17 protein-coding genes are annotated in these 19,246 nt (G+C 49.1%); 11 read left to right on the top strand and 6 right to left on the bottom strand.

Going from position 1 to position 19,246, the window contains the following annotated elements; genetic code table 11:
- The first annotated feature begins 35 nt into the window (after nt 1-35).
- Both AC0LWN_RS08710 and AC0LWN_RS08715 read left to right on the top strand, forming a co-directional pair.
- Nucleotides 36-1,373, top strand: coding sequence for an LLM class flavin-dependent oxidoreductase (locus AC0LWN_RS08710; RefSeq protein WP_474664310.1), 1,338 nt, complete (start codon nt 36-38; stop codon nt 1,371-1,373).
- A gap of 7 nt (nt 1,374-1,380) precedes the next feature.
- On the top strand, nt 1,381-2,616 hold the full coding sequence (locus AC0LWN_RS08715) for a M20 metallopeptidase family protein (RefSeq protein ID WP_474664312.1): 1,236 nt from the start codon (nt 1,381-1,383) through the stop codon (nt 2,614-2,616).
- 66 nt (nt 2,617-2,682) lie between these two features.
- Here the strand turns inward: AC0LWN_RS08715 and AC0LWN_RS08720 are convergent, their stop codons facing one another.
- Nucleotides 2,683-3,369 (bottom strand): PspA/IM30 family protein, encoded by a 687-nt coding sequence (locus AC0LWN_RS08720; protein WP_474664314.1) that lies wholly within the window; start codon nt 3,367-3,369, stop codon nt 2,683-2,685.
- A 284-nt stretch (nt 3,370-3,653) separates the two neighbouring features.
- Entirely contained in the window at nt 3,654-3,872 is a 219-nt protein-coding gene (locus AC0LWN_RS08725; RefSeq protein WP_474664316.1) for a PspC domain-containing protein, read from the bottom strand.
- Nucleotides 3,873-4,169: 297 nt separating this feature from the next.
- On the opposite strand from AC0LWN_RS08725, the gene AC0LWN_RS08730 reads away from it, so the two are divergent.
- Nucleotides 4,170-4,799: a YfbR-like 5'-deoxynucleotidase gene (locus tag AC0LWN_RS08730; protein WP_474664318.1), complete on the top strand. Its 630-nt coding sequence runs from the start codon at nt 4,170-4,172 to the stop codon at nt 4,797-4,799.
- On the opposite strand, the gene AC0LWN_RS08735 is transcribed toward AC0LWN_RS08730, so the two are convergent.
- Nucleotides 4,774-5,421, bottom strand: a complete 648-nt coding sequence (locus AC0LWN_RS08735; protein ID WP_474664320.1) for a CPBP family intramembrane glutamic endopeptidase — start codon at nt 5,419-5,421, stop codon at nt 4,774-4,776. The genes AC0LWN_RS08730 and AC0LWN_RS08735 overlap by 26 nt on opposite strands.
- 309 nt (nt 5,422-5,730) lie before the next feature.
- Here AC0LWN_RS08735 and AC0LWN_RS08740 point away from each other — a divergent pair, with 309 nt between their 5' ends.
- The 8 genes from AC0LWN_RS08740 to AC0LWN_RS08775 are packed head-to-tail and all read left to right on the top strand — an operon-like array spanning nt 5,731 to nt 12,734.
- Complete coding sequence (locus AC0LWN_RS08740) at nt 5,731-6,393, top strand: GntR family transcriptional regulator (protein ID WP_474664322.1); 663 nt, start codon at nt 5,731-5,733, stop codon at nt 6,391-6,393.
- A gap of 30 nt (nt 6,394-6,423) precedes the next feature.
- Complete coding sequence (locus tag AC0LWN_RS08745; RefSeq protein WP_474664994.1) at nt 6,424-7,584, top strand: amidohydrolase; 1,161 nt, start codon at nt 6,424-6,426, stop codon at nt 7,582-7,584.
- Nucleotides 7,577-8,620 carry a methionine ABC transporter ATP-binding protein gene (locus tag AC0LWN_RS08750; protein WP_474664324.1) on the top strand — a complete coding sequence of 348 codons (1,044 nt, stop codon included), beginning with the start codon at nt 7,577-7,579 and terminating at the stop codon, nt 8,618-8,620. The genes AC0LWN_RS08745 and AC0LWN_RS08750 overlap by 8 nt, the downstream gene beginning before the upstream one ends.
- Nucleotides 8,595-9,254 (top strand): methionine ABC transporter permease, encoded by a 660-nt coding sequence (locus AC0LWN_RS08755; protein ID WP_474664326.1) that lies wholly within the window; start codon nt 8,595-8,597, stop codon nt 9,252-9,254. Before AC0LWN_RS08750 ends, AC0LWN_RS08755 begins: the two co-directional genes overlap by 26 nt.
- Before the next feature lie 26 nt (nt 9,255-9,280).
- Nucleotides 9,281-10,300, top strand: a complete 1,020-nt coding sequence (locus tag AC0LWN_RS08760; protein ID WP_474664328.1) for a uroporphyrinogen decarboxylase family protein — start codon at nt 9,281-9,283, stop codon at nt 10,298-10,300.
- A gap of 12 nt (nt 10,301-10,312) precedes the next feature.
- Entirely contained in the window at nt 10,313-11,143 is an 831-nt protein-coding gene (locus tag AC0LWN_RS08765) for a MetQ/NlpA family ABC transporter substrate-binding protein (protein WP_474664330.1), read from the top strand.
- Between the two features lie 17 nt (nt 11,144-11,160).
- Nucleotides 11,161-11,970 (top strand): pyrroline-5-carboxylate reductase, encoded by an 810-nt coding sequence (gene proC / locus AC0LWN_RS08770; protein WP_474664332.1) that lies wholly within the window; start codon nt 11,161-11,163, stop codon nt 11,968-11,970.
- The gene (locus AC0LWN_RS08775; RefSeq protein ID WP_474664334.1) at nt 11,970-12,734 is read left to right on the top strand and encodes a VOC family protein; all 765 of its coding nucleotides are present in this window, start codon (nt 11,970-11,972) and stop codon (nt 12,732-12,734) included. The genes proC and AC0LWN_RS08775 overlap by 1 nt, the downstream gene beginning before the upstream one ends.
- 144 nt (nt 12,735-12,878) lie before the next feature.
- Here the strand turns inward: AC0LWN_RS08775 and AC0LWN_RS08780 are convergent, their stop codons facing one another.
- From AC0LWN_RS08780 to uxuA, 3 genes are read right to left on the bottom strand one after another with little or no spacing between them, the layout of a single operon-like run.
- A complete protein-coding gene (locus tag AC0LWN_RS08780) occupies nt 12,879-16,364 on the bottom strand; it encodes a glycoside hydrolase family 2 TIM barrel-domain containing protein (protein ID WP_474664336.1) in 3,486 nt (1,161 codons plus the stop codon).
- 43 nt (nt 16,365-16,407) lie between these two features.
- Nucleotides 16,408-18,024 carry a mannitol dehydrogenase family protein gene (locus AC0LWN_RS08785; RefSeq protein ID WP_474664338.1) on the bottom strand — a complete coding sequence of 539 codons (1,617 nt, stop codon included), beginning with the start codon at nt 18,022-18,024 and terminating at the stop codon, nt 16,408-16,410.
- A 1-nt stretch (nt 18,025) separates the two neighbouring features.
- Nucleotides 18,026-19,102, bottom strand: a complete 1,077-nt coding sequence (uxuA, locus tag AC0LWN_RS08790; protein WP_474664340.1) for a mannonate dehydratase — start codon at nt 19,100-19,102, stop codon at nt 18,026-18,028.
- Nucleotides 19,103-19,246 lie beyond the last annotated feature (144 nt).

Below are 19,246 nucleotides of genomic sequence, written 5' to 3' on the forward strand. Positions count from 1 at the left end.
CAAAACTAAGCGATATTTTCGAAGGAGGAAATAACATGACCAAGCCAAAACAACTGAAGCTGGGAGCACTGCTGCACGGGGTTGGGGGCGGCACGTCGATGTGGCGGCACCCTGATGCCAAGCCAGATGCCAGCGTGAACTTTGAGCTCTACAAGCAGTGGGTGCAAAAGGCTGAAGAGGGCAAGCTGGACCTGATCTTCATCGCAGACGGCTTGTACATTAATGAGAAATCCATTCCTCATTTCCTGAACCGCTTCGAGCCGCTGACCATTCTTAGCGCACTTGCGGGAGTCAGCAGCAAAATCGGCCTGGTAGGTACTTTGTCCACCTCCTATAGTGAGCCTTTTACTGTAGCGCGCCAATTCGGATCGCTGGATGTTATCAGCGGCGGACGGGCAGGCTGGAATGTGGTGACTTCCCCGCTGGAAGGCTCTGCATCGAATTACAGCAAGAAGGAGCATCCCGACCATGGCAAACGGTACCGGATTGCGGCCGAATATTTGGAGGTGGCGCGCGGCTTGTGGGATTCATGGGAGGATGACGCGTTTGTCCGCGACAAGGAGTCGGGTGTCTTTTTTGATCCGGAAAAATTACACACGTTGAACCACGAAGGCGAGTTCTTCTCGGTCAAAGGACCGCTGAATATCGCCCGCTCGAAGCAGGGGCAGCCGGTTATTTTCCAGGCAGGCTCTTCGGAGGTCGGGAAAAACTATGCCGCGAAGGAGGCCAATGCCATCTTCACCGGACAAGAAACCTTGGAGGAAGCGCAGGAGTTCTACAGAGATGTTAAGGCCCGTGTGGCTTCGTTCGGACGTAATCCTGATGAGGTTTTGATCTTCCCGGGAATTGCCCCCATCCTTGGTGACACGCCGGAGGAAGCGGAGCGCAAATACCAGGAGATTGCCGGGCTGGTGACGATTGAGAACGCGCTGAACTATCTGGGAAGATTTTTTGAGCATCATGATTTCTCACAATATCCGCTGGATGAGCCTTTCCCTGAGCTAGGTGATTTGGGGCGAAACAGCTTCCAGAGCGGCACGGATAAAATCAAAAAAGATGCCAAAGAAAAGGGCTTGACTCTGCGCGAGGTCGCGTTGCAATCCGCCACTCCGCGCAGCAGCTTCATCGGAACGCCGGAGCAGGTGGCCGATCAGATTCAGGCCTGGTTCGAGGGCGGAGCGGCAGATGGATTTATGCTGGGAGCCGCCGTGCCTAACGGGCTGGAGGAATTCGTGGACCTCGTTGTGCCTATCCTGCAGGAGCGGGGGCTTTTCCGTACCGAATATGAGAGTGATACCCTGCGGGGCAATCTCGGTCTCCCTATACCGGAGAATCGTTATTTGAAGGCATCGGAGCCTGCGGCGCAGGTGTGACGGCATCGTGGGACACGCAAAGCTCCGAAAACCGGATATTGCCGAAATGATGAGGTTCACCGGGTTGCTTGAGGATGAAATGGTTGCAATCCGCCGTGATCTTCATTGCCATCCTGAGCTACTGTACGATGTTGCCCGTACCTCTAGCAAGGTTGCCGAACTTCTGGAGAGTTGGGGGATTACTGTGCGGCGGAATGTTGGCAAGCATTTCGGGATGGGTGTCGCAGGTACTCTTGAAGGAACAGCGGGAGATGGGCCTTCCATTCTGCTGCGCGCTGATATGGACGCTCTGCCGATTACTGAGCAGAATGAGGTGCCGTATAAGTCTCTGAATGCTGGAATCATGCATGCATGCGGCCACGATGCCCATACCGCGATGCTGTTAGGAGCGGCAAAAACCTTAGCTGAGTATCGCCAGTATCTATCCGGCAAGGTGATTTTCATCTTCCAGCCCGCCGAAGAAGGGGCTGTCCAAAGTCCACTGGATGGAAGACTGCTCTCGGGTGGGCGCGATATGATTGAGGATGGGATTCTGGAGGGAGTGGATTATGCTTACGCGCTGCATGTGATGCCGGAGCTTCCAGCCGGTACGGTTGGTGTCCATCCGCACTATGCAATGGCGGCCTCCAGCCATTTCAAGCTGGAATTTCAGGGGACAGCCGGGCATCACAGCTCTCCGCACCGGGCAGTAGATGCGATTCAGATGGCCGCCCGATTCATATCTGAGGTCAATGCTCTGATGGCGAATCAAATTGATCCGTCCGAAGCGGCGGTGCTGGCGTTTGGCACACTGAACGCCGGGACTGCAATTAATGTTATTGCTGAACGCAGCCTGCTGACAGGTACATTCAGAGCATTCTCCAAATCAACCGTTACCGGAATCACCGAGGGATTGAAACGCCAGGCGGCAGCGATATCCGCTGCTTCAGGCGGAAGCTGGAAGCTGGAGCTGCGCGAGGGAATTTCCGTACTTAATGATAAAGATGCTGTGCAGCGGGTTATCAGGGCGGCGTGCGAGGTGCTGGGTGATGATCAGGTGCTTGTACTGAATCAACCCAGTCTGGCCGGTGAGGATTTCGGCTGGTACCTGGATCGTGTTCCTGGCGCCTTTGCTTTTATCGGCTGTGGCAATGAGGAGATGGGAATCACACATGCCATCCACCAGCCAAACTTCAATATTGATGAAGCTGTACTGGTACATGGCGCGCGTCTTTTAGTAAGGCTGGCTATACATGAGGTATGAAAAAAGGAACTTGCCCCATGAAATTCAGGGGGAAGTTCCTTTTTTTTTCGGGGATGAATCCCCAGTTTATTTGCTGGTGCCAGGCTTCTGGCTGCGGAGCCGTTCAAGCTCTGCCTCAACCGCGCTGTTCAGCGGAGACTCGGCGGCTGCGGCGGAATAATGACGGGTGCTCTCTGCTTGCGCTTCCCATTCATTGATTTTATCTTCCATCCGTTCGAAGCCGCGTGTGGCGGCACCGGCATTCAAGACTTGTCCGGGATATCCGGCATTTGCTTTATAACCGCCGCTTGCAGAGGATTGCTTCGTCAGCTCTGCCGCTTTGCGGGCACGTTCGGCCAGTTCGACTCTTTTAGCTTTAAGCCGCTTATGCTCTTCTTTGGCATTCAGGAGATTGCTCTCCAGCACCACAAGGGCTTCGCGGGTTTCTTCCAGGCCTTTATTGCATTCCTGAAGGCTCTCAGTGTAGCGGATTTTAGCCATAACCGCTGCTCTGGCTGCAGGCTCATTGTTTTCACTCATCGCTTGTACGGCTTCAGCCTCGCTCCGCTCTGCCAGCACCTGATATTCGTAAATGCGCCGCTCCAGAACGCTTGCTGCTGCTTTGAACTCACGCTGCTTGCTTTCGGCATCGGCTATCTTTCCTTCCAGATCCCGCAAATATTGTCCGGTCAGCAGTACCGGGTCTTCCAATTTATTCAGTCCTTCGTGGATTGCCGCTTTGGTCAGGGTTGTAATTCTTTGAAAGATACTCATGTTCATTTCTCCTTTTTTAATAGATATTAGTAATTATTAGGTTGAACTTTAGATTTTCATATTAGGTCTGGTCGTAACTGCGGGGAATGTTTGGACTTCCGGCCGCTGTTGTCTGCAGATTTCTTGATTTGTACCGCTCTTCGCGGTGGAAATCCGCAGACAGCTTATGCTTACGATGCCAGCTTTCCTACGGAAAGCTCTCAGGCGGACGCTGACGCTCCTCCAGTTCCAAACTTCCCCTCCGTACTCTTGCCCTTTTATGATTTTTTAAGTTTATTTAGTGATTAGTAATACTCGTAACCTTCAGGGTAGCTGTTGTACGACTCTTTAGGAACCAGGATACTGGCCAGAATATACAGGAATGCTACGGTGCCGAAGCTGAACAGGGCAGCGGCGACAACCAGCAGTCTGATAATGGTAGTGTCGATATTCAGGTAACGGGCCAAACCTCCGCAGATGCCGCTGATTCTTTTGTCGCTTACAGAACGGTATAATTTTGTCATAATCTCATCTCTTCCTCTCATATGGGTTAATCCTTAGTAGCAGTTCGTCTTTGCCGTTGTCTATGTGTTTATTGTAAAGCTATTAGGGATGCTGCAAAACGGCCTGAGGACTGTTCTTTAATCTCGACTAAAGTCGGGGATGGCTTCCGCAGTAAGACGGGGAACATGCCAATATACACCAGTAAGGGGGCTTTCTTTTTTAACACAACCTGTCAGCCCGTTTATTTGAAATTTACAATGTCGGCCTATACTATACAGTACCAGAACATATAAACATCAAGACAAGGGAGGACTGGCATGGGGATTCATCAATATTTCCGTTCTCTGAACGGGCTGGAGCGCATTATCCGCTGTCCGGGCAAATTCAAATTCGAGGAACACAGCGTAGCAGCTCATTCCTGGAAGGTCGTGCAATATGCGAAAACTCTGGCGGACATCGAGGAGAAAAACGGCGCGGTGATCGACTGGAAGAAGCTCTATGAGATTACGAGCAGCCACGATTACGGCGAGATTTTTATCGGCGATATCAAAACTCCGGTCAAGCACTCTTCGCTGCAGCTCCGCTCGCTGATCCAGCAGGTGGAAGAGGGAATGATCGACAATTTCATTAAGGAGCATATTCCTGAGGAGTTCAAAAGCATCTTCTACCAACAACTGCGCGAGGGTAAGGATGATTCCGTTGAAGGGCTGATTCTGGAGGTTGCCGACAAGATGGACCAGGTGTATGAGGCTTTTGCAGAGCTGCAAAGAGGAAATACGGAGAAGGAATTTGTGGTGATGTACCGCAATGCTCTGATCAAGATCAAGAACATTAATTTAAAATGCGTCGAGTACTTTCTGGCGGAGATTCTGCCGGACATGGTGAATGAAGAAACCCTTTCTCCAATTGATCTCAGACAAATTACGGAAGAGGCGCTTGCTTTGTAGGAGCGGAAACTCTTCTTTTTTTGTGATAAAAGGCGGCTGAACCGTTAAAAGCGATATGAAGCGGAATGGTGAGCATGACCGATCCCGTCGTTTGGGCGATCACTCCGAAGAAAATCCCCCCGGATAAGGCAAAAGTCATGAACCGGATGCTTTGCTTGTCTAGCCGGTAATATTGTAAATGTGAAACCGCGAATAAAAAGGCCGTAATGATCACCGCAAAACTCACAGAGAAAATATAGAAAACCTGAAGCCCTTGTTCAAGGACGTTATGTCTGGCAAGGACAGGCAGTACCAATCCCCGGAAAGCGATCTCTTCCATAACAGGAAAGACAAGAACGAAATTGATCCGGTCGAAGGTGCCGATCGGTGCATAACCGGAGGCGTTTGAGATAATGCAGTTTGCAACCAGGATGAACAGAAACAGAGGCAGCACCGACATTATATTTTCCGGTACGTGAAATACATAATTATCCTCAAGCGCAAAGCATGCGCCCAGAACTGCAATCCCCCAGTAATATACGGAAAATCTTGCATGCCGCGGGTTGATCAGCTTCACAGCAAGTTCTATGATTTTAAATGAAAACGATAACAAACACGCAAGCAGCAAAGATCCGAACAACATGTATTGCTTCCCCCTGTAGCAGTACTAAACTCCTTTCTCCATGTTACAGCATATGGATATTACTGTATAGGACAACTTGGTTATGCTCTCCGCTTCTTTTCGTGCGTTGGGTTTATTCTATTCACCTATAATACATACTTGACTAGTTGGAATAATGGGATTATAGTATGAAAAAAGCTTAAACAGCAGAGCGGTATTTTAAAAGAATCGTCTATTCAATCTATTACAATTTCAAATTAATAATTGTATACAATTATACAAATATTTTTTAAGGCACCCCACAAATTGTCGATGAGGAGCAGTATAGGTATGGTGACACGATCACGAAGATTGTCAAAGGATAATACATACTATGCATTAAAACAAAAAATTATTGATAGTGAGTTAGAGCCGAATCAAGCGGTAAATGAAGAAAATTTGGCGGCATTGCTCGGGGTCAGCCGCACTCCGCTAAGAGAGGCTATTCAGAGATTGGAGAACGAGGATTTTCTCATTCGTCAGCCGAATGGAAGGTTGCGGGTAGCCTCAGTAACCATCAAAGAGGTTGAAGAGATATTTCTTATTCGCAGCATGCTTGAAGGCTATATTGCGAGAAGTGCAGCTAAGAATGCTACAGATAAAGATATTCAAAAATTAACGACGATGATGGAAAAATTAAAACATTCCTTCCAGCTAGGTGACAAACAGGATTTTGTATCCTATGGCTTTGAGTTCCACGATTATTTATCTGAAATAAGTGAACTTAAAACATTTGAGAAGGTTCTGAATCAATTAAGAGATCACTCACTTCGCTACTGTCGCTATGTCTCCTTGCATGGGGATTGGAACACACAGGCGGATGAAGAACATAATTATATCCTGCAAATGATAGCTGACAAAAATGAAGATGGAGCAGAAAAAGCAATGCGGGATCATATTCTAAGCAGTCTATCTACTGCACTTGAGCAAATCAAAGAGATTGAAGAACCATGACGAAAGGGGATTACTTCAGCTATGAATCCACTGCATGAGATTGATCAAGCTCTAGCTAGTCAATTAATAGAAGTTCGAAGAAACCTGCATCGGGAGCCAGAGCTGGCATATGAAGAGTTTAGAACAACAGCGAAGCTGCGGGAATGGCTGACAACTGCCAATATACATATTCTGGACCTCCCATTAGAAACCGGACTTATCGCAGAAATCGGTCAAGGTAACGGGCCTGTTGTGGCCATCCGTTGTGATATTGATGCACTTCCGATCGAAGAACAGACGGGATTGCCTTTTGCATCGGAGATTCCAGGGAAAATGCATGCATGTGGTCATGACTTTCACACTGCTGTCATCTTAGGTGCGGCACTCTTGTTAAAAGCTCGTGAAAGTGAATTGCCGGGAAGGGGCAGAGTATTGTTCCAGCCGGCGGAAGAAACAGGACACGGAGCGGAAAGTGTCTTGGCATCAGGAGGTCTCAAGGATGTAGCTGCTATATTTGGTTTACATAATTCACCGGATTTGCCTACGGGAGCTTTTGGAACGAGAACAGGAGCTTTAACGGCAGGTGTTGACCGGTTTGAAATTACTGTAAAAGGTGTTGGCGCTCATGCTGCTACTCCGGAAAAAGGTGTGGATACCATTGTGGCCGCGGCGCAAATGATTACAATGCTGCAAACCATCGTAAGCCGTCAAAATAATACATTAGAACCGGTTGTGTTAAGTGTTACCAGAATCAATGGGGGCTTCACATGGAATGTATTGCCGGAAAAGGTTGAACTAGAAGGTACGGTTCGGACCTACAATGAAGAGATTCGCCGCTCTATTCCAATCCAAATGACTCGAATCATCGAAGGGATTGCTGCAGGAGCCGGGGCAGAGGCGCAATTGCATTGGTATCCGGGCCCGCCGGCAACTATTAATCACGGGGAATGGACTGACTTTGCCAAAGAAGTCGCCGTAGAAGCCGGATATGATGTGCAAGATATCCCGCCGCAAATGGGCGGAGAAGATTTCTCCTACTATTTACAGCAGATACCGGGTGCTTTTGTAAATATCGGAACAGGGCCGGCCTATGCTTTGCATCACCCTCGTTTCGACGTTGATGAGGCTGCTATACTACCTGCCGCTAAATATTTTGCTTCATTGGCAGAGCAAGCACTTAGCAAGCTGCAGGAGGGGAATGAACATGATTGAACTAAAGAATGTGCACAAGACATTCACCCGGAAAGAGATGACTATTGATGCTCTAAAAGGGATCAATTTAAAGGTTGAAAAAGGCGATATATTCGGGGTTATCGGCTATAGCGGTGCCGGGAAAAGCACATTAATCCGTTTAGTCAATTATTTGGAAAGACCGACACAAGGACAGGTTCTAGTAGCCGGGCGTGATTTAGGAACCTACAGCGATAAAGAGCTGCGGGCGGCCAAGAAAAATATAGGCATGATTTTTCAACATTTTAACCTGTTAGAGTCTAAAAAAGTATTTGATAATGTTGCGATCCCTCTCGTTCTGCTGAAAAAGAATAAAAATGAAATTCGCAAGCGGGTACAGGAGCTGCTTGAGTTTGTTGGATTAAGCGACAAGGCTGAAAGCTATCCGAATGAATTATCAGGTGGACAGAAGCAGCGGGTCGGGATTGCCAGAGCGCTTGCCTCGAATCCGTCTATCCTTTTGTGTGACGAAGCGACTTCTGCCTTAGACCCACAGACAACACAATCTATTTTACAGCTATTGAAAAGAATCAATGCTGAGTACAACATTACTGTGATGATCATTACGCATGAAATGTCTGTCATTCAAGAGATTTGCAATAAGGTGGCTGTGATGGAAGAGGGTCGGATCATAGAGCAAGGAAGCGTTCTGGAGGTATTCGGCCATCCCCGGCATGCGACCACGCAAAATTTTGTGAAGACAGTTATTCAAAATAGCATGACCTCCAGCGTTCAAAAATCAATCAAGGATAAACATGGAAATCTGCTCTATAAACTTAATTTTGTTGGAGAAAATGCGTCTGAGCCCATTCTGTATGAGATGATTCGTTCTTGCGATATCAAGGTCAATATTTTATTTGCAAATATGACGGAAATTCAGGAAATGACCCTGGGGACAATGATCATTCAATTAAGTGGAGAGGAATCAGAGATTAATAATGCTTTATCTTTCTTGAAAAGAAATGGAGTCGGTGTAGAGGAGGTAAAAGAATATGTTTTCGACCACAATAACAGGTGACCAATTTATGAAAGCAATAATTGAAACCATTCAAATGGTAGGAATCTCCTTGTTTGTTGGTTCCCTAATCGGGATTCCATTTGGAATATTGCTTGTAGTCACTCGTCCAGGTGGTGTTTTGGAGAACAAAGCCCTTTACGCCATACTAAATCCGATTATCAACATCATTCGTTCGCTGCCCTTTATTATTTTGCTCGTTACGATTATTCCGCTTACACGGTTAATTGTTCATACTTCGATTGGGACAAGCGCAGCGATCGTACCGTTGATTATTTATATCGCACCCTACATAGGACGTTTGGTGGAGAACTCCCTGCTTGAAGTGAACCCGGGAATTCTTGAAGCTGCTGAGTCGATGGGCGCTACTCCATTCCAGGTCATTTGGCATTTTTTATTGCCGGAAGCGGTCGGATCATTAATCCTGTCGTTGACAACTGCAACAATAGGGTTGATAGGTGCAACTACAATGGCCGGAGTAGTAGGCGGCGGCGGGGTTGGAGATTTGGCCATAGTATACGGATACCAGCGGTTTGACACCGTAGTAGTGGTATCCACCGTGATTATTCTCATCATTTTAGTGCAAGGCATTCAATCTTTAGGCAACTCACTGGCAAGAAAAATTCGCCGCTACTAATAATTACATACAAGGAGGACCGGCAGATGAGTGAATGGAGCAAGCAGGATCGTTTTAAAGCAATATTATCCGGAGAACGGGCGGATCGTCCGATTGTCAGCGGATGGCGTCATTTTATTGACAAAGAACAAAATGCGGAGGATTTAGCAGCAACAACGATTTCTTTTACGAAAAAATATGATTGGGACTGGGTCAAAATTAATCCGAGAGCGACCTACTTAGCTGAAGCTTGGGGAAATCAGTATGACTTTACGGACTATCAGACTGTATTTCCCAGACAGAAGACGACGGTTATTCCTACAGCCGATAATCTGTGGGATCTCGAGGTGAAAAAAGCAACCCAGACAGCATCCCTGCTGGAGCATTTAGAGGCGGTTAGAAAAATCCGTCAAGGGTTACCTGACACCCCGCTAATCCAAACGGTATTTTCACCATTAACGGTGCTGCTGTTTATCGTAGGTCGTTCCGCTTATGTAACGAAAACAGTGTTTGGCATTGACCAGCCTGTTACTTTGGAATCGTTGTTTAAAGAGCATAGAGCGGCAGCACACCATGCGTTACACGTTATTTCATTAACCTTAGCCGATTATGTGCAAGAGCTGCAGCAAGCGGGTTCTGATGGTTTGTTCTACGCGGTGACCGGTACAGCACATCCGGGATTATTTGATGAAGCGATGTTTGATGAGCTGTCCAGACCCTATGATTCTATTGTCCTGGAGGCCGCAAGCTATGGCAAAAACATCCTTCATACCTGTGGAGCCTATTCCCAGCCTGAGAAATTCAACGATTATCGCATTGATGGGATTAGCTGGGATACGGCAGCTGAAGGAAATCCGGGTTTGGAAGCAAATCTCAAAGCTACTAAGGTAGGCGGGGTTGATCATGGGCTGTTTGCAGTAAACGATATTGAACAAATTCAAAAGCAGGCAAAAGAAGCTTTGACGTTAATGAAGAACCAGCCTTTTATTCTCTCGCCAAACTGTGCAATCCCATTAAATGTAACAGATGAGGCGTTAGTGCAACTAAAAAACACAGTATTAGAATAGGAGATGAGGGTAATGAAAAAGTTATTGTTAGTGATGTTGATAGGTGTTCTGGCGGTGTTGACGGCTTGCGGCAATAAGGAAGCGGAAAGCTCCGGAGACAAGAAAAAAATCACTGTTGGATTCGGTGTCGGAACCTACGAGGAACAATTCCGTCAATCAATTCTGCCGATTCTGGAGAAAAAAGGCTATACCGTTGAAGTTAAAACCTTCTCGCAAAACATGCAGGTTAATCCGGCGATGAAGGAAGGCTCCATTGACGCGAGTGTATTCCAAAGCACAGCCTATATGGAGGCAATTAATAAAGAAATCAATGCAGACATGGTAGGAATTGCTTATGTGCCAGGCGCCCCGCAAGGCCTTTATTCCGTAAATCATACTACTCTGGATGATGTAAAAGATGGCACAACCGTGGCTGTTCCCAACGATCCGGTTAACCAGGAGCGCGCGCTTCGTATTCTGGAGGAATTGGGCTGGATCAAAATTAAAGAAGGAGCAGGTGTAGCTGACTTTAACATTAACAGCATGGAGCCGGATAAGTATAAAATTGATATTAAAATATTGGACCCGGCGCAAATTCTGGTTTCACTTCAGGATGTTGATTATGGTGTTGTTAACGGTAATTACATTGCGAATTCTCCGGACAGAAAGATTACGGATGCACTTAAAATTGAAAATACGCCGATGCAGCACAGAATCATCGTATCGGTTAATAAGAAGGATGAAAATACCCAGTGGGCCAAAGACTTGAAGGCTGCGTATGAATCCAAAGAGTTCGAAGAATACATCCTTGGACAAGATAAATATGCCGGCTTCATTCTGCCGGAAGCATGGAAGAATAATTAAGTAGGGAGTGAGCTTTAGTGACCAAGCAAAGGATTCATTTTATTGGCGGAGGACAGATGGCTGAAGCGATCATCCGTGCATCTATTGCTAATAATACTCTGTCTGCAGACCAAATCAGTGTGTCGGATATTAACGAAGCACGTCTTAAGTTGCTGAATACAAAGTACAGTGTAGATACGGGGAGCTCGCAGGAGCATGGCCTGTCTACAGCAGAGTTGATTGTGGTTGCAGTTCGTCCACAGGATGATTTGACTGCACTCGGACAAATCGTACAACAATTCGCTTCACCAACTGCCGCAGTCGTATCTATTGTGGCGGGTGTAACGATTGTGAAGCTAGGCGGTTATTTTGGAGCTGAACGTCCAATTATTCGGGTCATTCCCAATACGTTGACCGATACGGGATATGGATATAGCGGTGTAGCCTTAAATGCATACGCTACTCGTGATCAAGTGGAGAATTTCCTGCTCGGATTCGGCAAAGTGCAATATCTGGATGAGTCCTACATAGATATATTCACTGGTTTCGGTGTGGCTGGGCCTAACTATATCTATTATTTCATTGAATCTCTTGCGGACGCTGGTGTACTCGCCGGACTGCCGCGGGAACAGGCATGGAAGGTAGCACTGGAGAATGTTATGGGAGCGGTTGTTATGCTGCAGCAAACAGGCCTGCATCCAAGACAATTGCTTGATATTAACAATTCACCTGGTGGTGTCGGCATTCACGGACTGTACGAACTCAACAACAGTGATTTCGCGGCCGGACTGCAAAGAAGTGTTCTGGCAGCCGTAAAGCGGACCACTGAGCTGGGAGTGAAGGAATAATGGCAACTCTGCAATGGGATCATTTAGTACACTATGTCAATGATCTGGATCAACCGGTGGAAATCTTCGGAGAACATGGTTTGGTTGCTTTTAGAGGAGGATCTCATAAGGATTGGGGAACCTATAATGCCTTAAGTTACTTTGGGCTAACCTATCTTGAGTTTCTCGGTATTGAGAACCTGGAATTAGCGAAAGCAACTGAGCACAATGTTGTAGTGAGGGATGCAGTGACAGTTCTTCCAGAGCATGAAGTCTTAAGCAGAGTGGTGCTCCGGACGGATGATATTGAAGAAATCGAAGCTTCCTTGAAGGCAGCAGGTTTAGCATTATCTCCTATCATTGATGGTAGGCGCCTAGATAATGAGGGCAGATTAATAGAGTGGCGGATGATGACCATTGATGGCGACTTTCAAGGACTGGTCTATCCGTTTATCATTCAATGGAACGGGACAGATGAGGAGAGATTGGAACGGTTAACAGCATCCGGAGTCATTCAGCCCCATCCTGCGGGAAATGCTGAAATCGTGAGCGCGGTATTCCACGTCTCAGATCCTGCCGCTGCCGCCGGACATTGGGGAGAGCTATTTGGACTGCCAATTGCAGAGTCAGGGGGCAACATCTTCACCCTTAAGATTGGAGATAAAGCTTTTGATTTCGTGCAAGGGGACGATAACCAATTCAAACAGGTCATTTTTGCAACAGATTCCATAGCATTAAAAGGAAAGACGATTCATATTGGTAAAGGTGAATATGTGTTCGTTTAAGGGACAACGGCACCGACTGTGCTCATAACTCCGTTAATCAAAGAGGAACATCCAAACCGCAGTTTATTAACAAACTGTGTTTGAATGTTCCTCTGTTGTTTTTGAAACGAATGCCGCCTCTTTCAGAGGACGGCAAAGCCGTTTCTACTTGGCGTGATAGAACTGGAACCACTTGAAGTCAAACTGGCTGCCGGGCAGGAATAAAAAGGTTACCTGCTTCTTGCCGCTGATGGGCTCCAGAATAAACTCCCGTTCCGTGTAGCTGTCTGAGCCGGCGAACTCCACAAGCTGCTTGGACTCGCCTTCAGGTCCGCTGAACAAGAGAGTCAGAGTGTTGTTCTTAAGGGGAGAACGTCCGCAGATGACCAGCCGCGAGCTTTGCTGTTCGCCGAAGTCCATCCCGTCAAAAATAAGTGAAACATTGTTGCCGATGCCCTCAATGGCCGCCTCCGCAACTGAGAACGAATCGCCGTAGATCCGGCTGTTCTCCAGAGCGCCAAGGCGCTCGTAAGCTTTGTACTTATAAACAAACTGAAGGCCCTTCAAGTGAATCTTCCGCCGCAGGACAAACGATAAGGAGGTAACTCCCGTTAGACGTCTGGGCAGCTTGTAGGTTTCTTCCTGGTACACATTCCATTGAGACGGTTTCTGGTAGGTGACAATGGACAGCAGCTCAGCGCCAGCTTCTCCGGGAACGCCTTCCCATATTTCAATAGGAAACTCTTCATTGTCCAGCGAGAAAATAGGCAGAATGATCTCATCCGCTCCATAGCCGCCAAAATCCAGACGTTCAAAGCTGATCAGGCTCTCACCCTCACGCGCAGTAGCGACTCCCCGTTCATTACCGTTCGTCAGGTTCCGGCTGGCGCTGCTATGGTAGCCGGCAGAGATGAATTCATAAGGATTCAGGCAAGGCTGCCCAAGACCAGTGAGCTTGAACTCCATCTGGGAATATAGACGAATTCCATCTGCTCCATTTGCAGTAGCGCAGCGGATATAGACATCTCCATCTCCCAATCCAGTAATCACGGCCTCATGACCCTTCACCTCAATGGAAGCTGCATTGGCATCAATTCCCGCCGCATTGGTTACCCGCCATTGTACATCCTGATAGGTGGCATTGCTCGGGTGGAGCTTGACGCGGACGGGAAGGGAAGGATGATCCGGCGTCAGTTGGTTGCCTTCCGGGCAGATGATTTCCAGCTTACGTACAGGGATTTCCAGTTCATCCGGGTTAGGCATATTTTCTCCGTATACAGCCTTCGCCTCCAGAGGACAATCGGCATACAGCACCAGCTCATCTTCTGCGCAGCCGCCCGATTGGTGAGGGACAGCCTCCAGGATAAGTATTCCTTCGGCAAGCCCTGGTGAGGAGCAGCGCAGAGTGATCGGGCCAGCCTCATGGGTGCTTGCAATCACAGCCAGCAGCTTGCCGCTGAACAGCCGCCGGCTTGTTCCTTTGTATGGATCGTAATCGGTGCTGTCCCCGTTATCCAAGCCGACCAGACGCCCTGGGCCCTCTACCGTCAGATGAACCCGGTTGTTCGCATTCTCGACCCTATGTCCTTCCTGATCAGCCGTGGTGATGGTCACGAAGATCAAGTCAGAGCCGTCCGCCAGTATCTCCTGCTTGTCAGGCGTAAGGACCAGCGAGGAAGCATCTCCAAAAGAGGAGATATGGTCCGTCGCAATTACGTTGCCAAGTTCATCGTAGGCAACGGCACGAAGGCTGCCGTGTGAGTAAGGGATCTGCCATTCACCGAGGAGCTTGTGGCCGTGGGCATGATCAATATCGAAGCTGCCTTGAGATACCTCATTCAAGAACAATTCAATCCGCGGCGCATTTGAGCAGACACGCACATCAATTAACTGCCCCTCCGAGAAATCCCAGTAAGGAAAGATGTGGATCATTGGATGTGTACGGTAATCCGTCCATTCGGCTTGATAAATGTAATAAGAGTCCTTGGGGAACCCTGCCGTATCCAATTGCCCGAAGTAAGAATTTTTGGTGAAGTAAGGCGTAGGCTCGCCTATATAATCGAAGCCGGTCCAGAGAAACTGTCCAAGGGAAAAGGATGCATCCCGGTCTGAGATAATGCAGCTTTCCGTACTTTTTGCTCCCCAGCTTGTAGAGCTGTTCCCCAGAGCGGAGCACTGCTCATCATCGTCTGCCAGTACCGACTGGGCCAGCGGGAAATGATAGATGCCTCTGCTCTGCACCGTAGAGCAGGTTTCGCTGCCGTAGATGAACCAGTCGGGATGCTCCTGATGGTGAAGCTCATAATATTTCTCCGCATAGTTGTAGCCTGCGACTTTAACAATGTCAGCGCATTTCTGCGCATTTTCCCAAGGCATGTAGTTGGAACCAAACGTCACGAAGGCGTTGCCCTTAGGATCGTGGATCAAGACTTCATCCATCAGCTCTCTGGTGACCTCCTGGCCACGGGCGTCCGCATGGGTATCATAGATTTCATTGCCGATGCTCCACATCAGCAGGCTGGGGTGGTTGCGGTCCCGCCGCACCCAACTGGCAACATCCTGCTTCCACCACCCGGGAAAGAAGCGGGCGTAATCATAGGGAGTCTTGTGGCGCTCCCACATATCAAAAGCTTCCGAGACGATAAGCACGCCCAGCTCATCCGCCAGCTCCATCAGTTCAACCGCAGGCATATTGTGGGCAGTGCGTATCGCATTGACCCCCATCTCCTGCAGCAGGACGAACTGTCTGCGCAGCGCTGTCTTGTTGACGGCGGCTCCCAGGCAGCCCAGATCATGATGCTGGCAGACACCGTTAAGCTTGACATGCCGGCCGTTCAGGAAGAAGCCTGTCTGACTGTCCAGCTCAATGGTGCGGAACCCGAAGGTCTGCAGCTTCTCATCAATGACCTCATCCCCGGCCAGAAGCTCGGTCTTCAGCTTGTAGAGATGGGGATGGTTGATATCCCAGAGTAATGGCCGTTCTACTGTCAGACTGGTGGCGGCTTGTGCGGCCAAGCCGCCCTCCTCCGGGAGAGGAACGGATTCCGCACGTGTGATTATCGTTCCCTCAGCATCCAGAATGCTGTGGCTCAGCTTCATCCGGGAAGCTTCCGTGTTTTTTTCGAGCCGCAGCTCAGTCTCGACGTTCACCGTCCAGGAGTCACCGACAGTGTTCCGGGGAGCGATGTAAATGCCATCGGGAGCGATATGGGTGAGCGCAGAGGTGATCAGCCATACAGGGCGATAGATTCCTGCCCCCGAATACCAGCGGGAATTGGGCGACTCATGAATGACACGCATATAAATGATATTGTCACCCGCCGTCAGGTACGAAGTGATGTCAAATTCAAAGGTGGAGTATCCATATTTCCATGTGCCGGCTACATGTCCGTTAACGTACAGCGTGGAGTTCATATAGACTCCCTCGAAGCGGAGCGACAGGCGGCTTAAGGATGGAACCTCATCGAGTGTAAGGGTTTTGCGGTACCAGCCTTCACCATTTTCATAGAGATTATGGGTGTCATAGATCAGCCAATCGTGAGGCAGAGTAACCGGCATCCAATCGTTACTGGCCGCAGCCTTCGCCAAATCGGTCTGAAGCGGCTGCTTGCTGAACTGCCAGTCTCCGTTGAACTTCCTTTTGGTACTCATGGATAAGCTTCCTTTCTATTCTGGAATATAGCGTGAAATGCCCTCAGCGGACATACTTATTCATGGTGGCGCGTACGGCATCTGGCCCGGCGAGCATTTCAGCGAACATGGCTTCAATTTTATCGCCCAGTCCAATTGCGTATAAATCAATGCCGAATATTGCTTCATCGCTCAAAATGGATTGTACCGCTGCCGCCTTCTTCCTGTCGCTCCCCAGAGAGACTCCCTCCAGGCGGGCTTGCAGCGATTCCAGCAACGGGTCGGGGCTGGGGGCGAAGGCCTTGCCTTCATCGTCCACCCCGAGCAGGTAACGGCACCAGACGGCGATGGCGAGCGGAATCGCAATGAGCTGAGCCGGATCGAGATCACCCCGGCGGACATACGACTTGATCGTTTCGCCGAACCGGATGCCGACCTTTTGCGAGGTGTCCGTAGCGATCCGCTGCGGCGTGTCGGGGATGAACGGATTGGCGAACCGTTCCTGCAGCACCTCATCCAGAAACTGCTTTGGACTCAGGATGCCGGGATCTACTACAACCGGCAGGCCTTCCGTATAGCCGATGATCTCAACGAACCCCCGCAGCAACTCGTCCTTCATCTCATCTGCAATCAGGGTGTAGCCGAGCAGACAGCCCGAAACAGCCAGCGCCGTATGCAGCGGATTAAGGCAGGTGGTGACTTTCATCGTTTCCACCTTGTTGACCGTGTCGCGGTCCGTGAAGATGATGCCGGCTCCTTCAAGCGCTGGGCGGCCGTTCGTGAACTTGTCCTCAATAACGAGATATTCGCTGATTTCCGCATTTACGAATGGAGCGGTGTATGTGTTTTTGGAGGTGACGATGACATCCATCCCGCCAATGCCCTGCTCCAGCAGCGCCGCCTGCACCGTTTCGGACGGGCGCGGCGTAATTTTGTCGATCATGGTCAGCGGGAAGGTGATCTTGCTCTCATCTTCAAGGTAGGCCACAAATCCGGCTTCGGCCAAGCCTTTTCCGGCCCATTCTCTGGCGATGGTAAGGATGCCGTTCTTCAGCTTGTCGCCATTATGCGAGCAGTTGTCCATGCTGACAAAGGTCATTGGATATTGGCCTTTCAGGTAACGGCGGTAGGCCAGAGAAGCGACAATGCTCATCGCATGAACCGGCCGCTCCGGCCCGTTCTCGATATCTTTCTCGACGATGCCAAGGTACTTGCCGTTTGGCCCTGCGAGAGAGTAGCCTTTTTCTGTAATGGTGAAGCTGGCCATCTGCAGGCTGGGATTCTCGAATACTTCAATCAGACGAGTGTAGTCTGCCTTGCGGTTCTGATCTGCAGTTATTCCCTCTGTAATGCTGCTGATCACCTTCTTGATAAATTCGCCGCGTGCATTCATCAGCACAAGCAAGGTTAAGTTGTCGTAAGGCTTATAAGCCTTGTCAATCATCTCGAAATCAAACGTTTCCGCCGCAATAATACCGGTATTCGCCTTGCCGCTGTCGAGCAGCTTCTGGTGGGCGTTCGCCACAAAACCTCTAAAGATATTCCCCGCGCCAAAATGAATCCACTCCGGGTTTAACTGTGTATTCTCCGCCACCGCAGCAAAATCGAACCGTGGCAGTTCTACACCCGCAGCCTCCCAGGCTTTTCTGTCCGCAATACTGCTTCTGCTTAAGTGCAGCATTTTAGTTCACCCCTTTGCGATTGTCCAGACTGTCCCAGACGCCCAGAAGGTACATGATGCCCAGCGCTCTGTCGTACAGTCCGTATCCCGGACGGCAATTCTTCTCTTCGCCCCATAAATGTCTGCCGTGATCCGGGCGCACATAGCTGGTAAATCCATTCTCATGATAGGCCTTGACCACTTCAGGCACATCTACGCTTCCATCCTTGCCACGGTGCGAAACCTCGATGAAGTCGCCGTTCTCGAATACTTTTACATTGCGGATATGGGCAAAATGAATACGGTCATGGAACTCGCGGATCATCGCCGGCAGGTCATTGTCAGGATTGGTCCCGAGTGAACCCGTACAGAAGGTCAGTCCGTTGTAGGGGCTGTCGACCATGTCCAGGAAACGGCGGATAGTATCGCGGCTGCGGATAATGCGCGGGAGGCCAAAGATCGGCCAGGCCGGATCGTCAGGGTGGATAGCCATTTTAATATCGACTTCTTCACACACCGGAATGATGCGCTCCAGAAAGTATTTCAGGTTCTCGAACAGCTTCTCCTCCGTTACATCGGCGTAGGCTGCGAACAGCTCATCCAGCTTAGCCAGACGCTCCGGCTCCCAGCCCGGCATCGTGAATTCTCCGGCACCCTTCAGAATTCGGTCGACCATGTCGCGCGGGTTGTCGGTAATGGCAGCCTTTTCATAAAAGAGGGCGTTTGATCCGTCCGGCAGCTCCTTGTACAGCTCAGTCCGGGTCCAGTCGAAGACAGGCATAAAGTTGTAGCAGATGACCTTGACGCCGACTTTGGCCAGCTTGCGGATGGTGTCGATATAGATATCGATATATTTATCGCGGGAGGGCAGTCCGATTTTGATATCGTCATGAACGTTAACGCTTTCCACAACAGCGGTGCTGAAGCCCTTGCCCGTAATTTGGTCCGCGACCTTCTGAATCTCTTCCATTTCCCACACTTCGCCCGCCACCTTATGATGCAGCGACCATACAATCCCCATTACGCCCGGAATTTGCCGGATATGGTCAAGGGTAATATTATCGTTCCCTTCGCCATACCATCTCCACGTCATATTCATTGTCCGTTCCTCCTCTGGATAGATCATGTATACAAAATATACATGTCTGGATTACAATAAAGGCAGTGAAAACAGGTTTCTGAGTTCACAAGCAATAAACAATCCGAAATCTTGTATACAAGATTAATTTCAGCTTGATCATAA

This window comes from Paenibacillus sp. sgz302115 (assembly GCF_056120445.1).

What these genes read in the sequence shown, in the direction of transcription:
- AC0LWN_RS08780 (WP_474664336.1), bottom strand. Translation starts at nt 16,364, where the DNA reads ATGAGTACCAAAAGGAAGTTCAACGGAGACTGGCAGTTCAGCAAGCAG.
- AC0LWN_RS08725 (WP_474664316.1), bottom strand. Translation starts at nt 3,872, where the DNA reads ATGACAAAATTATACCGTTCTGTAAGCGACAAAAGAATCAGCGGCATC.
- AC0LWN_RS08730 (WP_474664318.1), top strand. Translation starts at nt 4,170, where the DNA reads ATGGGGATTCATCAATATTTCCGTTCTCTGAACGGGCTGGAGCGCATT.
- AC0LWN_RS08755 (WP_474664326.1), top strand. Translation starts at nt 8,595, where the DNA reads ATGTTTTCGACCACAATAACAGGTGACCAATTTATGAAAGCAATAATT.
- AC0LWN_RS08740 (WP_474664322.1), top strand. Translation starts at nt 5,731, where the DNA reads ATGGTGACACGATCACGAAGATTGTCAAAGGATAATACATACTATGCA.
- AC0LWN_RS08710 (WP_474664310.1), top strand. Translation starts at nt 36, where the DNA reads ATGACCAAGCCAAAACAACTGAAGCTGGGAGCACTGCTGCACGGGGTT.
- AC0LWN_RS08765 (WP_474664330.1), top strand. Translation starts at nt 10,313, where the DNA reads ATGAAAAAGTTATTGTTAGTGATGTTGATAGGTGTTCTGGCGGTGTTG.
- AC0LWN_RS08720 (WP_474664314.1), bottom strand. Translation starts at nt 3,369, where the DNA reads ATGAGTATCTTTCAAAGAATTACAACCCTGACCAAAGCGGCAATCCAC.
- AC0LWN_RS08760 (WP_474664328.1), top strand. Translation starts at nt 9,281, where the DNA reads ATGAGTGAATGGAGCAAGCAGGATCGTTTTAAAGCAATATTATCCGGA.
- AC0LWN_RS08785 (WP_474664338.1), bottom strand. Translation starts at nt 18,024, where the DNA reads ATGCTGCACTTAAGCAGAAGCAGTATTGCGGACAGAAAAGCCTGGGAG.
- uxuA (WP_474664340.1), bottom strand. Translation starts at nt 19,102, where the DNA reads ATGAATATGACGTGGAGATGGTATGGCGAAGGGAACGATAATATTACC.
- AC0LWN_RS08735 (WP_474664320.1), bottom strand. Translation starts at nt 5,421, where the DNA reads ATGTTGTTCGGATCTTTGCTGCTTGCGTGTTTGTTATCGTTTTCATTT.
- AC0LWN_RS08775 (WP_474664334.1), top strand. Translation starts at nt 11,970, where the DNA reads ATGGCAACTCTGCAATGGGATCATTTAGTACACTATGTCAATGATCTG.
- AC0LWN_RS08750 (WP_474664324.1), top strand. Translation starts at nt 7,577, where the DNA reads ATGATTGAACTAAAGAATGTGCACAAGACATTCACCCGGAAAGAGATG.